The sequence below is a fragment of the Bacillus sp. TH50 genome (assembly GCF_016650565.1).
GTDB lineage: Bacteria > Bacillota > Bacilli > Bacillales > Bacillaceae_G > Bacillus_A > Bacillus_A mycoides.
The window spans coordinates 1826579-1841471 of record NZ_JAEKFM010000007.1 but is presented as its reverse complement, the minus strand read 5'-3'; the positions used below and the strand labels follow the sequence as shown (position 1 = coordinate 1841471).

14 protein-coding genes, 1 pseudogene and 2 other annotated features are annotated in these 14893 nt (G+C 33.9%); of the genes and pseudogenes, 4 read left to right on the top strand and 11 right to left on the bottom strand.

Annotation, left to right across the window (positions count from 1 at the left end; all coding sequences use genetic code 11):
- Positions 1–7: 7 nt before the first annotated feature.
- Together JFU23_RS26530 and JFU23_RS26525 are read right to left on the bottom strand one after the other, a co-directional pair.
- Positions 8–1207, bottom strand: coding sequence for an ABC transporter permease (locus JFU23_RS26530; RefSeq protein WP_201033110.1), 1200 nt, complete (start codon positions 1205–1207; stop codon positions 8–10).
- Positions 1200–1910 (bottom strand): ABC transporter ATP-binding protein, encoded by a 711-nt coding sequence (locus JFU23_RS26525; protein ID WP_201033109.1) that lies wholly within the window; start codon positions 1908–1910, stop codon positions 1200–1202. Before JFU23_RS26525 ends, JFU23_RS26530 begins: the two co-directional genes overlap by 8 nt.
- A 166-nt stretch (positions 1911–2076) precedes the next feature.
- Between JFU23_RS26525 and JFU23_RS26520 the strand changes: the two genes are divergently transcribed.
- Together JFU23_RS26520 and JFU23_RS26515 are read left to right on the top strand one after the other, a co-directional pair.
- Positions 2077–2508: a GNAT family N-acetyltransferase gene (locus JFU23_RS26520; protein WP_201033108.1), complete on the top strand. Its 432-nt coding sequence runs from the start codon at positions 2077–2079 to the stop codon at positions 2506–2508.
- Positions 2509–2537: 29 nt separating this feature from the next.
- Positions 2538–3065, top strand: a complete 528-nt coding sequence (locus tag JFU23_RS26515) for an HAD-IIIA family hydrolase (RefSeq protein WP_201033107.1) — start codon at positions 2538–2540, stop codon at positions 3063–3065.
- A gap of 55 nt (positions 3066–3120) precedes the next feature.
- Here the strand turns inward: JFU23_RS26515 and JFU23_RS26510 are convergent, their stop codons facing one another.
- The 6 genes from JFU23_RS26510 to JFU23_RS26485 all read right to left on the bottom strand — a co-directional run bounded on the left by JFU23_RS26510 (position 3121) and on the right by JFU23_RS26485 (position 8729).
- Positions 3121–3561, bottom strand: a complete 441-nt coding sequence (locus JFU23_RS26510) for a GNAT family N-acetyltransferase (RefSeq protein ID WP_016094139.1) — start codon at positions 3559–3561, stop codon at positions 3121–3123.
- Positions 3558–4031, bottom strand: coding sequence for an SAM-dependent methyltransferase (locus JFU23_RS26505; protein WP_201033106.1), 474 nt, complete (start codon positions 4029–4031; stop codon positions 3558–3560). Before JFU23_RS26505 ends, JFU23_RS26510 begins: the two co-directional genes overlap by 4 nt.
- Positions 4032–4119: 88 nt before the next feature.
- Entirely contained in the window at positions 4120–4818 is a 699-nt protein-coding gene (locus JFU23_RS26500; protein ID WP_002065165.1) for an aspartate/glutamate racemase family protein, read from the bottom strand.
- 146 nt (positions 4819–4964) lie between these two features.
- Entirely contained in the window at positions 4965–6167 is a 1203-nt protein-coding gene (locus tag JFU23_RS26495) for an iron-containing alcohol dehydrogenase (protein ID WP_201033317.1), read from the bottom strand.
- Positions 6168–6254: 87 nt separating this feature from the next.
- Positions 6255–7694 carry a GntP family permease gene (locus JFU23_RS26490; protein ID WP_002065163.1) on the bottom strand — a complete coding sequence of 480 codons (1440 nt, stop codon included), beginning with the start codon at positions 7692–7694 and terminating at the stop codon, positions 6255–6257.
- Between the two features lie 369 nt (positions 7695–8063).
- Complete coding sequence (locus tag JFU23_RS26485; RefSeq protein ID WP_201033105.1) at positions 8064–8729, bottom strand: HAD family hydrolase; 666 nt, start codon at positions 8727–8729, stop codon at positions 8064–8066.
- Positions 8730–8920: 191 nt separating this feature from the next.
- Here JFU23_RS26485 and JFU23_RS26480 point away from each other — a divergent pair, with 191 nt between their 5' ends.
- The gene (locus JFU23_RS26480) at positions 8921–9718 is read left to right on the top strand and encodes a lipid II flippase family protein (RefSeq protein WP_002141610.1); all 798 of its coding nucleotides are present in this window, start codon (positions 8921–8923) and stop codon (positions 9716–9718) included.
- A gap of 24 nt (positions 9719–9742) precedes the next feature.
- On the top strand, positions 9743–10318 hold the full coding sequence (locus JFU23_RS26475; RefSeq protein WP_201033104.1) for a nucleotidyltransferase family protein: 576 nt from the start codon (positions 9743–9745) through the stop codon (positions 10316–10318).
- A gap of 39 nt (positions 10319–10357) precedes the next feature.
- Here the strand turns inward: JFU23_RS26475 and JFU23_RS26470 are convergent, their stop codons facing one another.
- From JFU23_RS26470 to aspS, 3 genes and pseudogenes are all read right to left on the bottom strand, one after another.
- Entirely contained in the window at positions 10358–11272 is a 915-nt protein-coding gene (locus JFU23_RS26470; protein ID WP_201033103.1) for an alpha/beta fold hydrolase, read from the bottom strand.
- Between the two features lie 36 nt (positions 11273–11308).
- Positions 11309–12648, bottom strand: a pseudogene (locus tag JFU23_RS26465) (sodium-dependent transporter).
- Between the two features lie 116 nt (positions 12649–12764).
- Positions 12765–13013: a binding site (T-box leader), on the bottom strand.
- A 168-nt stretch (positions 13014–13181) separates the two neighbouring features.
- Entirely contained in the window at positions 13182–14480 is a 1299-nt protein-coding gene (gene aspS, locus JFU23_RS26460; RefSeq protein ID WP_201033102.1) for an aspartate--tRNA(Asn) ligase, read from the bottom strand.
- 105 nt (positions 14481–14585) lie between these two features.
- Positions 14586–14797 (bottom strand) — a binding site (T-box leader).
- Positions 14798–14893: the final 96 nt, after the last annotated feature.

The following is a 14893-nucleotide window of genomic DNA, read 5'->3' as shown; positions in this document are numbered from 1 at the left end:
TCTTTTTCTATGGTAAAAATACAATCCAACCAATGAACACTATAAAAATAACTCCAATAATTACTGCTGGTAATAAATAAAACTGAGAAAGGATGACCGTCCCGTATATGAATACGACTGGAAGGAGCAAATAACGATCCGCCTTCCACCTTAATAATAGTAATTCTCCTTCATCACAATATAAATGTAGAAACATTTTCTTCGTAAATTCATCCCAATAATCACGCGCATAGCGAGAAATAGCAACTATAGCAAATACAAGAATAATAGCTGTTATCCACTGCGGAGTCACGATAATACCTACAGTACTTATACATACAATTTGAACATAAAACATTAAAGCACTACTTGTACGCAAAAATTCTTTTAAAAAAGCTTCTACAATACGCGAATCAGAATTTTTTCCTAATATCTTTTTAGACCGAGGGAACATCCACGGTTTTTTATTCGAACTACTTGGCTTAGCTGCATGACCACCAACTTGCATAATCCCTACAGTCCAGCGCATACTTTCTTCTTTTTCTTTCTCAACTTCTTTAAAAAAGAATTTTTTATAATTCATCTTTTCTTTTACTAAGACTACAGTAAGTACAGCTACTAGGCCGGTAAATAATATGAAATACAATGGATTTTTAAAAATGAAAAATACACTGATTCCAAAATAGACTAAACTTAAAGAAAATATAACATCTTTTATAATCAATAAAACCCATCGTTTCCCCACACGTACATTTATGAATCTCGTCAACAACGATAGCATAAATCGAAAAACAGTAAAGAACATCCAGAACAGTACGATTTGTATAATTGTCGCTCCCGTACTTTTCATCAGTATAGGCAGCATAATGAATAATACAATTGCGTTCGTTATTGCAATCCGAATTAACGTATATACCATGCCAAGCTTCATTAATTTTCGCATATGATTTGGGTACGAAATTAAAAATAAACTATCTGCTTGTTCAAAAAATGAGCGAACTCCTCTTGAAAATGTGACAAAATAAAACGCGAGTAAACCTAACCCAAAATAAATGGTCTCTTCCATCGATAATTCTTTCATCCATAGTGAACGATAATAGATCCCCGCAAATATAAGTGCTGGAATAATAATATATAATGCGACTGTCCAATCTGTTACAGAACGAATCGCTTTCCATTTTCTTTGCAATTCATGACGTAACCTTTTATTAAACTGTTGTTTAATCATGTTGTTCCCGCCTTACAATTGCATCGAAACAATCTAACAGTGTACTTCCTGGCATTTCTGCTAACGATTGGATCGCCTCTAAATGCCCATCTGCTACTAATGTACCTTGCGAAATGAGTAAAAATCTTTCACAAATTCTTTCAGCTGTATCCAGTACGTGCGTACAAAGTAAAATTCCGGCTCCTCGCTCTTTTTCTTTATATAAGTAGTTCAAGAATTCTTTCGTAGCTACTGGATCTAAACCAATAAAAGGCTCATCAATAATATAAAAATCTGGCTCTGTTAAAAATGCTAATATAAGCATCGATTTTTGTTTCATACCTTTTGAAAACTTTGATATGTATTCGTGTATATGTTTTTCCATTCGAAACGTATGTAATAATTCCCTTGCTTTGTCCTCCCAATTTCCTACTTTACTTCCACGAGCAGCCATTAACAATTCAATATGCTCCCATAAAGTTAAATAATCATAATAAGTGGGATGCTCCGGTACATAGGCATATGGATTTTTCTTTTCACCAAACGAAATTTCACCATCCATATTGACAAGCAAACCGAGTATCGATTTAATTGTCGTACTCTTTCCTGCACCATTTGCACCAATAAGAGCCACTAACTCTCCTTTTTCAATTGCAAATGCAATATCATGAACTGTCTTTTCACCAATTTCATATCCGGCTGAGCGGATATTCACTTCTAGCATACATTCCCCTTCTTTCCATTTACAATACAATCAAGGAAAATGATAACATATCCCTCCTAATATAGTATTATATCATTTCTAAAATATTTGTTTCGGTAGCAGGAAAAAACATACTTTAACAGAATATTTAATGTTTGAAGATTTTAAAGTAAATGGGGTTGATCATATGTCAGTTCAAATTCGTGAAGCGACTATAGATGATATAGATTCACTTTGTTCTCTTACAAAAGAATTAAAAGGATCCTCTATCTCTAATGAAGATATGAATAATCGTTTACAATTCGTAAAAATGAGCCCTTTTGATTTTTTATATGTTTATGAGGAAGAGAATACTATTTTTGGATTACTAGGATTTCGTATACGTGAAAATTTAGAAGATGTAACTCGTTATGGAGAGATTTCAATTATTAGTGTTGATTCTACAATACGTCGTAAAGGTATTGGACAAGTGTTAATGGACTACGCAGAACAATTAGCAAAAGAGCATAACTGTATTGGTACTTGGCTTGTTAGTGGAATGAACCGAAAAGAAGCACACCCCTTCTATGAAAAATTGGGCTATGAAGTGAATGGGTATCGATTTGTAAAACATTTTTAAACTACTGGTACAAAGAAAGGACTATAACTATGAAAAACATTGAAGCAATATTCATTGATCGTGACGGAACAATTGGCGGTGATACTACAATACATTATCCAGGTTCTTTCACCTTATTTCCTTTTACAAAGGAATCTTTACAAAAGTTAAAAGCTCAAAATATTAAACTATTCTCTTTTACGAATCAACCAGGTATCGCGGATGGAAAAGCAACTGCGAATGATTTTACGAAAGAATTAAAAGAGTTTGGTTTTGATGATATTTACCTTTGTCCTCATAGACATGGTGATGGATGTGAATGTCGAAAACCGAGCGCAGGTATGCTCCTGCAAGCAGCGGAAAAACATGGGCTTGATTTAACAAAATGCGCTGTAATCGGTGATCGCTGGACGGATATTGTTGCTGGGGCAAAAGTAAATGCAACGACTATATTAGTTCAAACTGGCGCTGGATATGATGCTTTACATACATTCCGAGATAAATGGGCACATATTGAACCAAATTACATCGCAGAAAACTTTGAAGACGCTACAAATTGGATTTTAAATCATCAATAAAAAAATTAAATGAGACGTCTTCACTTTGAAAACGTCTCATTTAACTATATATATTTCAAAAAGTTAATTCATAATGGAAATAACGATTATCTCTTAAATATCCATTTTCAGCATATAATCGTTGTGCTGATAAATTATCAATCTCTGTTTGTAATTTTACACCTTTTGCACCATTTTCTAATGCAAATTCTTTTGCAGCTTCTAACAATTTTTTACCTGTTCCGGCTCCGCGCTTCGCCTTTTGTACAAACAGATCATTTAAAATCCATAACTCTTTCATCGAAATAGAAGAAAATGATGGATATAGTTGCGTGAACCCGATATATTCTCCCTCTTCAACTGCCACGAAAATAATGGATTCTTTTCTCTCGATTCGATTTCGTAAAAATACTTTTGCTCCTTCAATATCGGAATCTTGTCGATAAAATACGCGATAGTTATTAAAAACAGATGCTAGTCCATCTAAATCTGCAATTGTTGCCTCATATATTCTCATTTTGTTTTATTCCCCTTCCAATACTGTTTCATAATATCCGTTACCCATTTAGGCTGTAGAATTTCTTCTTTCGGCATAAACTCTTTCATTATCGGCTTTATATCCAATATAGGGGTGCCATCAATAGCATCTAACCCCTCAACAATAATTGATTTACCTTCTCTTTTGACCACCTTTACAATTGTAGCTCCTATGCGATTCGGACGATTTTTCCCGCGCTGTGCAAAAATGCCTACTTTAGGATAATCATTATTATTTCTAGGATGTCTAGCAAAATATTGAATTTGTTCATCAGTTACTTTATGAAAATAAAAGAAAACTTCAATATGAGAAAAATCTTCAATCCCTTGTATACTTTCCTCTGTATACATATCAGTTAAAGTAATATAAGATTTTACTTCTCCCCACTCATCATCTTTTATTTCCTTTCTTTCATTATGTACAAATGCGATTGGCTGAAATGAAAACATCCGCATTCCCCCTTAAATGTAACCACTTACATTATAAAATATTTTCTGAATGTTTTCCAGACAAATGAGTTAAGTTTACATAATATAATTACAATCTATTATCTAAAGCGAAATTGACTGCTTCAATCGCATGTATATGCGTTGTATCAAATATCGGAACTGATATGTCTTCCTGCTTTATTAATAACCCTATTTCTGTACACCCTAATATTATTCCTTGCGCCCCTTTTTGCACTAACTCTTCTATAACTCTTTTATAATACTCTCTAGATTGAGATGTTATCTTTCCTAAACATAATTCTTTGTATATTACTTCATTTATTTTTTCTCTATCTTTTCCTAATGGTACTATTACTTTTATATCATTCTCTTCTATACGTGATTTATAGAAATCTTGCTCCATCGTATATTTTGTTCCAAGCAGACCAACCGATTGAATACCTTTTCTATTTATTTCTTTTGCAGTTGCATCCGCAATATGTAGTACTGGAATGTTAATATTCTCCTTTATTTTCTCAACTACTTTATGCATTGTATTTGTGCAAATGATTATAAAGTCTGCTCCTCCTTTCTGCAATGAATACGCCGTATTCCCTAATACTTCTCCTGCTCCATCCCAATCTCCGCTAGACTGGAATCGTTCAATCTCTTCAAAATTCACACTATTAATCAGACATTTTGCTGAATGTAATCCACCTAATCTACTTTTTATTTCTTCATTTAAAATTCGATAATATTCTGAAGTTGATTCCCAACTCATACCACCTATAAGACCTATCGTTTTCATAGTAAACACCTACCTAAACTATTTTTATAAAACTAATAACAATATTTTATTATGTATATTATACACAATAAAACAAGACTTTAAATTTATAATATAAAGTCTTGTTTTAACTATTTCCAAGGAAATTTTATTATAATATTCTGAAATTAAAACCCTGATGTTTTTATAGAATCTTCATATTGATAATTAAAACACTCTCGATACAACTGTTTGATTTCATCATAAGAAGGAACTCGTGGATTATTTCCTGGGCTACCACTTGCAATTGCATCTTTCGCCATTTTAGAAATAGCATTTTCAAATTCAACTTCGTCAATTCCGTATTCTCTTAAATTAGGAATACGAAGATCAAAACAAAGTTTCTTAATTTCAGCAATCGTGTAGTTCGCTACTTCTTCATCAGAATGAGAATACAAATCTTTGTTTAAGCTACGTCCTACTTCTGCTAACCTTTTTATTGCACTCATTTTTGTAAACTCTAAAACTGTAGGTAATAGTATTGCATTCGATATTCCATGTGGTACATGGAATAATGCTCCCACTGGACGGGACATACCATGCACTAATGTAACAGATGCATTTGAAAAAGCAATCCCAGCTTGTAATGAAGCAATCATCATTGCTTCCCTTGCTTCCATATTATCTCCATCTTCATATGCAATACGTAAATATTTCATAATACTTTCAATAGCCGAAAGAGCAAGTACATCTGTAAGTGGTTGTGAATATTTAGAAATATATGCTTCAATTGCATGGCATAATGCATCTATACCTGTCGCTGCCGTAATATGAGGTGGTACCGAACTTGTTAATATCGGGTCAATAATCGCTACTTGCGGGGTAAAACTCGGATGCTTCATCATCATTTTCACATCTGTTTTTTTATTCGTAATTACTGCTACACTTGTTACTTCTGACCCAGTACCTGAAGTTGTTGGAATTGCAATGAGTGGTAGTGGATCATTTTCTATTTCAACATCTTTTTGGACGTAATATTCAATTGCTCCACCATTAGTATGTAACACCGCTACTGCTTTCGCAGCATCAATACAACTTCCACCACCAATACCGATAATAAAATCACACTTTCCTTCTTTACAAATCATTAACGCTTCTAATACGTGTAAATTTGTAGGCTCAGCATTCACTTTGTTATATGTAATAACAGTAATACCTTTCTTATTTAGCTGTTTTATGCACCTTTCAACATACCCTAATTTCTCCATAATTGTATCAGTAACTATAAAAGCTCTTTTCCCAAACTTCTTTGATTGTTCCCCCAGATTTTCAATTGAATTTCTTCCATATAGTACAGACTTCGGCATACGAAACTCAGCAACTTCTTGCAAGTACTCCACCCCTTCTTCCCCTTATTAATGTTTTAGTTTATAAAATATCAACTAAATAAATCTTTACAATTCATATAGTATCTATTTTTAATAAATTCCTGTAATAGTATAGAATGCGATAACTAAAAACACAGCGAGCGTTTTCAAAACTGTAATAGCAAATATATCTTTATATGACTGTTTATGTGTTAAACCTGTTACTGTAAGAATAGTAATAATAGCCCCGTTATGTGGTAATGTATCCATTCCTCCTGATGCCATTGATACGATACGGTGCATAACTTCTAATGGAATATCAAATTGATTGGCTGCTGCAATAAATTTATCACCCATCGCACTTAAAACAATCCCCATTCCTCCTGATGCAGAACCTGTAATACCAGCTAAAATATTCGTCGTTACCGCTCCATTCACTAAAGGATTTGTGAACGTTGCAGAAATGCCGTCTCTCATAATTGCAAAGCCTGGAAGTGCTGCAATGACACCACCAAAACCAAATTCTGCTCCTGTATTCATTGTTGCAAGTAGCGCACCACCAATACTTGTATTCAATCCAGCTTGAAATCCTGTTACTACCCGTTTCCAATATAATAAAAGAGTTGTTAAAATTCCTATTATAAGTGCCAATTCTACAGACCATATTCCAACTACCGCACTCAATTCTACTTTTCCAAATGCTTTCATACCAATTGCTGAAAAGTCAAAACCGTTCGGATACCACTTCGGTATCATAATAGTAAACACTTTATTCATTACACCTACTAAAATAAGTGGTATAAAAGCAATAAGTTGTTGTGCCCTCGTAATTTCTAAACTATTTAACAGCGGTATTTCTTTCTGCTCTAATTCCAAAGATGCTGCCATTTCAGTATTCCCATCGTTAAAACCAAAATACCCTTCACCTGCTGCTTTTGCCTTCTTACGCCTACTCTCTAAATATAATAAACCTAACGTGAGAACAAAAATTGCCCCCACAATACCAAGTATCGGTGCAGCATAAATGTCCGTTTTAAAAAATGTTGTAGGTATTACATTTTGAATTTGTGGTGATCCAGGAAGCGCATCCATTGTAAATGTTACTGCTCCAAGGACAATCGTTCCAGGTATTAAGCGTTTTGGAATATTAGCTTGTCGAAAAAGCTTAGCTGCAAACGGAAATATAGCAAATACCACTACATATACACTAACACCACTATACGTTAAAATAGCACCCATTAAAACAATCGCTAAAATCGTACGTTTTTCTCCAACCAACTCTACAATCGTCTTTGCAATAGAATCAGCAATTCCTGACATTTCTACTACTTTCCCAAAAATTGCTCCAAGTAAAAACACCGGGAAATATAGTTTAATAAACCCTACCATTTTCTCCATAAAAATATTAGAAAAGAAAGGTAATACAAAACTAGGTTCTGTCAAAAATACCGCAAACAATGCAAAAATCGGTGCAAATAAAATAACAGAAAACCCTCTATACGCTACAAACATAAGTAAGCTAAGTGCTAATAATATAATAACTAGCTCCAATTATACCTCTCCTTTAAACTGAAAATTCAATCTTTTAACAACGAACTTTTACTCGTATTTCGAACCCTTTTATTTCATGACATTCCGCCTCTTTTTATCCCGATATTTGCGAGCAGTAAGACTCCCACCTTAAAATTCAGCAAATGTGCAGAAGCTAGGCGGGATTTCAACTGCTCGTAACAGCCCGATTGGTGAGGGCTGATAATCAGTGCCTGATGGACAAAACTTCCACTAATTAAAGTTTTACTTTATTACAAATCTTTCATGCTAAAATTGTCTAATTATAGTATTCGATTACATATGTAAAATCCCTTTAAACAAAAACGATTTCATCGTCATATGTTATAAAGGGATTTCTAGGTTCTATTTCTATAGTTTTATCGTACTATTCTCTATACAAAATCTTTGTAACTCTTCGACATCTTTCACTATATGAATCGCCCCAGCATCACTCAATTCAATCTCACTACCATATCCATACAATACACCTATTGAAGCAATTCCGTTACTGTTCGCACCGATTACGTCATGCTTTCTATCACCAATCATCACCATTTTTTCTTTTTTGAGTTCTTCATTTGTTTGTAAAATATGAGCAATTATTTCTTCCTTTTTTATTCTTGTCCCATCTAAATTACTCCCAACAATCTCTTCAAAAAAAGATGTTAACTGAAAGTGCTCTATTACTTGTTTCGCAAATACAGTAGGCTTTGAAGTTGCTACAAACAAACGATTGCCAGCATCCTTTAATTCTTGCAATAGGGCTGTAATTCCATCGTATACTTTATTCTCTAATAAACCACTTTGCTTTAAATATTCCCGAGAGTAAAACACCGCTCGTTCTACTTCTATTTCATTCATATTATATCTATCTGCAAAAGATTGTTGAATTGGTGGACCGATAAATGAATCTAACTCACTTATATTCACTTCTTCAATCCCCATTTTTTCTAACACGTATAGAACAGCATTGATTATCCCTTCTTTCGGATCAGTTAATGTTCCATCTAAATCAAATAGAAATGTTGTATACATATTTAATTCCCCCACTGATTTTATATGTACCCCATTAAGGCCATGCTCCTACTTATCCCTTTACTATACTATCATCATCTAACTTTTCAGAAAATTACTTTTTCTAACCCTTATACTTTCAGTTACAAAATCACAAAAGATATGATAAAGTAAAAAAGTTACAATTATTTTAATAGAAACTGGTGAAACAAATGTCAATTACATTAATTTTTATAATGGCTTTCACAATTGTCATCCACGCAGTCGAAACTAGTTCTTATAGTATTCGATTAGCTGGTGTTCGTTTAAAAAAGATTGTCGTTGCCTTATCTGTCGTAGGAATGGTATTACTTATTTCAAGAACGTCAAATTTACTACAAGCCTTTTTAATTGGCGGGATTGTCGATGACGCAAAACGAGATGCTTCTATTAATTTAGAGCATACTATACGACTTGTACTATTATCTGCTTCCATCGGTACATTACTTGCGATTATTCTTTATCCAACTTTGACAAAACTATTTGGATATGTCATTCAAAACTTTGAAACAGATGGTTCTTTCATTCGAATGATGAAAACAAATAACATTCAAAAATTAAAGTACACAAAAAAATATGTGCGCTTTCCAAGATTTGAAATGATTCATAGATTGCGTATCGGTGGTATCCCAAAGCGTATTATGCTTATTAACATGTTTGCTACTGCAATTTATACAGCAGGTGTTCTTTCTGCCCTTTATGCTTCTTTTCTAAATCCAGATTACGCAACAAATGCAAGTACAGCTTCTGGCCTTGTGAATGGTTTTGCTACAATTTTATTAACAGTGTTACTCGATCCACGTATAGCACTTTTGACAGAACGTGCTTTACAATCAGAAAATGGCGCTGAATCTATGAGTAAAATGTATGGTTGGCTAATGATTTCTAGACTTCTCGGCACCTTATTAGCACAACTTTTATTTGTACCAGGTGCTCACTGGATTTTATGGATTATTGAGCTGATGCATTAATCTACTAGGAAGGTGTATTTATCAATGAATATAAAAACAGAGCAAGATTTAATTCACTTAATAGAAAACGACGAATGGATGATGAATGTATTACAATTGGCAAAATCACTAGAGCTACCTGATTGGTGGATTTGCGCTGGGTTTGTCCGTTCTAAAATTTGGGATACTTTATATAACTACGAAGTAAGAACGGCTACGCCAGATGTCGATGTCATTTATTATGATCCATTACATAAAGATGAGGCGTACGAACAATCATTAAAACAGAAGCTGGCGAATATGGATGCCTCTATCCCTTGGTCAGTAAAAAATCAAACTCGCATGCATGTAGTGAATGGAATGCCACCATACTCTTCTTCTGTTGATGCTATTTCTAAATTTCCTGAAACAGCAACCGCTTTAGGAGTTACGCTTGACGAGCAAAACAATGTCATATTAACAGCTCCATGTGGAATTGAAGATGTACTTTCATTACAAGTGAAACCTACACCTCATTTTCTGGAAACGAAAGAACGAATACATATGTACAACAAAAGAGTTAATCAAAAGAAATGGCAAAGTAAATGGCCTAATATTACAATCACTTATCCAGAAATTTAAAATAGAGCGCTTCGCATTATACGAAGCGCTCTTTCTTTTTTAGTTCAAAAAATGAATGACTGTTTCAGCAAATCGATCAGCTTCCTCATAATGTGGTGTATGGCCACTCTCTTCGAATATGATATGCTTCCCATTTCGAGCATCTTTATTAAATGTTTCAATTTGTTTTTCACACGTTACTACATCATATTTTCCTACAATTAATAACATTGGATTTTGTATATCTTTTATTTTAGATAATAATGACGTATGACATGCTCCCTCTAATTTTAATCTATCAAAATGAATTTTGGAGCGATTTGAAAATACTTCCCACTCTTCATCACTATATAAACTATCGTCTGTCTCATCTTTTTTATAATTGTAAATCTCCATTCTTTTTTCTTCTAATTCAGCACTTAATCTTATATAAGCTTCTAACAACTCTTCTGAACTAGCATTATTAGATAAATAAGCAAAGCAGTCTTCTGCTGCCGCTTCTTTTCCATAATTTGTTAATAACGTTCCTGTCCTTTGTAATAGAGCCCTACTTGTTAATGCAAAATCGAAAGTCGGACCTTCAAATATTATTTTCTCTATTGAATTTGGATACGCCCTTGCATATAACAATGCTACATATCCACCGAAAGAGTGCCCGATTACAGACCATTTCTCAATTTGTAGTAGTTTTCTTATTTCCTCACAGTCTTCAACTAAATCATTTAATCCAAAAGATTCTTCCTCAGTAATTCCTTCTGATCGACAAACTCCTCTTTGATCTATCATAATTACATATAAGGAATCTTTTAATCGTTCCGCTTGATGAAATGAAAAATCATAACAGCTTTCACCTGGACCACCGTGTAAAAATAATACTGGTTTATTTTTAGGACTTCCATGTGTTTCAACGTATAGCTTTTTCCCTCTAATGTTCATATATTTCCCAACTTCAATCAAATTCGTTTTTATGATCATCACCTTCTTTTTTACCGAATATTATAACATTTAATATTAAATAATCCCTATTACATTTAAAAAGACAATAATTATTGCAAGTGGTGCTACAAACCGAAGTAAAAATGCCCAGCAAGTAAATACTTTCTTTCCGTAATTTCCACCTACAAAAAATTCAGCTTCTAGCACTTTCTTTTCCATCTTGAATGATACGAAAATACTAATGAATAGCGCTCCAAGCGGCATTAATATATTACTAGATAAGAAGTCTACTGCATCAAAAATATTCTTCCCAAAAATCGTAATATCACTCCATACTCCAAATGATAAGGCCGATGGTATACCTACTAGAAAAATGCAGAAACCGATGATCCATGAAAGTTTAGCTCTTCTTTCTTGTTCACCATTTGCTAATGCTGAAACAACCGTCTCTAGTAGAGAAAATGCCGAGGTTAATGTGGCAAATGTAAATAGCGCAAGAAATACAGTTAAGAACAATCCTCCGAATGGAATTTGGCTAAATACAGATGGCAATACAATAAATAGTAAGCCCGGCCCCTCTGTCGGCTCCATTCCTAATGAAAATACTGCTGGAAATATAGCAAGACCTGCAAATAAAGAAACGAATAAATTCAATCCGACAATCGTAACTGCTGATTTTGGTAAACTTTCTTTTTTATTTAAATACGAGCTATACGTAACCATAATCGAAATCCCTATACTAATCGCAAAGAATGATTGGCCCATTGCGAATAAAATACTTTCTGAAGTAATCTTCGAGAAATCTGGTTGTAAGAAAAACTTCACGCCTTGCATCGCATTATCCAGTGTTAATGAACGAATAATAAGAGCGACAAATAAAACAAACAATGCTGGTAGCATATATTTACTTGCTTTTTCAATTCCATTTTGTACACCTTTTGATACAACCCATATCGTAATGAACATAAAAGCGAAATGTCCAGTAATAGCCCAAAGCGGATTTCCAATTGTTTCAGTAAATAACGAACCGTAATTTTGTCCCGGAGTAATAAGTTGTCCAGTTACTCCTCTGAATAAATAAATTAGTACCCATCCACCTACAACACTATAAAATGAAAGTAATATAAAACAAGTTCCAACGCCAAGACGTCCAATCCAGTGCCATCCTGTATTTGGTGCGATACTTTTAAATGCTCCAACTGCTTGTTTCTGTGTACTGCGTCCAATCATAAATTCAGCTATAAGTAGCGGTAGTCCAATTAATACAGTAAATAATATAAAAATTAAAAAGAATGCTCCTCCCCGCTCTTCCCAGCGATATAAGGAAATTTCCATATTGCGCCAAGTCCAATTGCTGATCCTGCTGCTGCCATTATAAAACCTAATTTCGAAGTCCATTGCTCCGTCTGTTTCATCCTATTTTCCTCCTGTTAAAATCATTTTATATTAATAAATAAATATTATTGATCAATCTGAATAAAACCTCCATTTCTTTTTCTATAAAATAAAAAAATGGCCCAACGTCTCTATATAAAGAGACGCTAAGCCATTTACTTAACGCGGTACCACCCTTATTGATTCCATTATGAATCCACCTTAGTAGTAATCGTTTGATTACAAACCTAATATCGAAGGTTAACCGTTAAGATTTACTAAGAATGTGATTCCGTTCCACCTTACTGCTCCTAGGCGAGTTCAGGATGTCATTTGACTATGTCGCACCAACCCATAGCTCTCTGCACAAATACATGACCTTACTACTCCTATTCAACACATTTTAATATTTAGAATATATTTTCTTTTGAAATTAATATGAAGTATATCGGTTATATTTATAACTGTCAAGGGATATATTATTTTTTTGTCGAAAAGGATTTTTATAAACTTTCAATGTAAAAATGAAAGAACAGTAAAAAAGCATCTTCGCGATAATCGCGAAGATGCTTTTTTATGGTATAAGACGTGTACAATCTCTCGGAAAAGCACTCGCCTCTCGGACGTTTGTTAATTCTAAAAGTTTATATACAACCCTTTCTAATCCTATCCCAAAACCACCATGTGGTGGACAACCGTATCGGAATGTATTTAAATAAGATTGAAATTTCTCTGGATGTAATCCTTTTTCTTTAAAAGAAGCAAGTAACATGTCATAGTTATGAATTCGCTGTGCACCTGATGTAATTTCTAATCCTTTATATAATAAATCGAATGAATCAGTAATAGTTGGATTTTCTTTATTCGGTATCGTATACATCGGTCGCGCTTCTTTCGGATAATGTGTAATGAATACAAATTCACTATTATATGTTTCCTTCACATATTTCCCTAATAACTTTTCACCTTCTGTATCTAAATCCCCTTCAGGAGATTCTTTCCGATACTTCATTTTCAAAATTTCTTGCGCTTCTGCCAATGTGATTTTAGGAATTTCTGTAATGACAGGTACTTCTATTTGTAGTAGCTGTAATTCTTTTTCACAGTTTTTTGCTACTTGTTGAAACATATATCGTAAAACATCCGTTTCTAATTGCATCACTTCATGAAAATCATGAATAAATCCGAGTTCTACGTCTAACGATATATATTCATTTAAATGTCGTGACGAGTTATGATGTTCAGCCCGGTACACAGGAGCAATTTCAAAAACACGTTCGAGTCCTCCCGCTACCATCATTTGTTTATAAAACTGTGGTGATTGAGCTAAATACGCTTCTTTTTGGAAATATGGAAGCTTAAAAACATTCGCTCCTCCTTCTGCCCCTTGCGAGACAATTTTCGGAGTAAATATACGTGTGAAATCGTTCTCTATTAGAAATTCACTAAAACTTTGAACGAGTGTAGATTTTACTTTAAATATCGCCGCGATTCGCTCATGTCTTAACGATAATACTCGCTCATTCAACAGTTGATCTAGGCCAACTTGTAACTTTTTTTTATTTATTTCAAATGGGAGTGATTCTGCTCCATTTAGTACTTTCACTTCATGTGCAAGTACTTCAACACCTAATTCTGTTTTCGGTGTCTCTACTATTTCTCCAATTATTTGGACGACACTTTCAACATCAACTTTGTATCCGGCTAACTCGTTTTCTAATACACATTGAATAACTCCCGTTCGGTCCCTTAATAATAAAAAACTAACATTCCCTAGATGACGAATCTTTTTTACCCATCCTTGTAGTAATACAACCTTCCCGCCATGTTCCGTACATTCTCGTGTGAGTGAACGCTTCATTATTTGATCCATTACATTTCCCTCCAATAGTTTTATTTTTATTTACATTATTGTTGTCATCGTCATCATCCACAGTCACTCACCTCCTTTCAAAGAATACAAAAATCCGCCCCTATAAATAGGGACGGATTTTTCCGCGGTACCACCCAAATTGTCATAATGACCATCTTAGCCCTGATAACGGTAGGTACCGTTTGCTTTTACTAATTATCACGTTCAAAGCAACACTCACAGGTGTCTTTCCATCATGCGGTATCGCAATCTTCCCAGCAACCGATTGCTCTCTGTAGACCCTTGCATCATGTACTTTTCCTAATCATCACTTTTTATATTTACAGAGTATTCTATCTCTTTTTTCTAAAACGCAAGCCCTTTTAGAAAAATATTGCGATTTCTCACTAACCAGACCCCTTCTAAAGATATGT

Bases quoted from the DNA above. Each gene is read 5' to 3' on its own strand.
- JFU23_RS26530 (WP_201033110.1), bottom strand. From the start codon at position 1,207: ATGATTAAACAACAGTTTAATAAAAGGTTACGTCATGAATTGCAAAGA.
- JFU23_RS26525 (WP_201033109.1), bottom strand. From the start codon at position 1,910: ATGCTAGAAGTGAATATCCGCTCAGCCGGATATGAAATTGGTGAAAAG.
- JFU23_RS26520 (WP_201033108.1), top strand. From the start codon at position 2,077: ATGTCAGTTCAAATTCGTGAAGCGACTATAGATGATATAGATTCACTT.
- JFU23_RS26515 (WP_201033107.1), top strand. From the start codon at position 2,538: ATGAAAAACATTGAAGCAATATTCATTGATCGTGACGGAACAATTGGC.
- JFU23_RS26510 (WP_016094139.1), bottom strand. From the start codon at position 3,561: ATGAGAATATATGAGGCAACAATTGCAGATTTAGATGGACTAGCATCT.
- JFU23_RS26505 (WP_201033106.1), bottom strand. From the start codon at position 4,031: ATGTTTTCATTTCAGCCAATCGCATTTGTACATAATGAAAGAAAGGAA.
- JFU23_RS26500 (WP_002065165.1), bottom strand. From the start codon at position 4,818: ATGAAAACGATAGGTCTTATAGGTGGTATGAGTTGGGAATCAACTTCA.
- JFU23_RS26485 (WP_201033105.1), bottom strand. From the start codon at position 8,729: ATGTATACAACATTTCTATTTGATTTAGATGGAACATTAACTGATCCG.
- JFU23_RS26480 (WP_002141610.1), top strand. From the start codon at position 8,921: ATGTCAATTACATTAATTTTTATAATGGCTTTCACAATTGTCATCCAC.
- JFU23_RS26475 (WP_201033104.1), top strand. From the start codon at position 9,743: ATGAATATAAAAACAGAGCAAGATTTAATTCACTTAATAGAAAACGAC.
- JFU23_RS26470 (WP_201033103.1), bottom strand. From the start codon at position 11,272: ATGATCATAAAAACGAATTTGATTGAAGTTGGGAAATATATGAACATT.
- aspS (WP_201033102.1), bottom strand. From the start codon at position 14,480: ATGGATCAAATAATGAAGCGTTCACTCACACGAGAATGTACGGAACAT.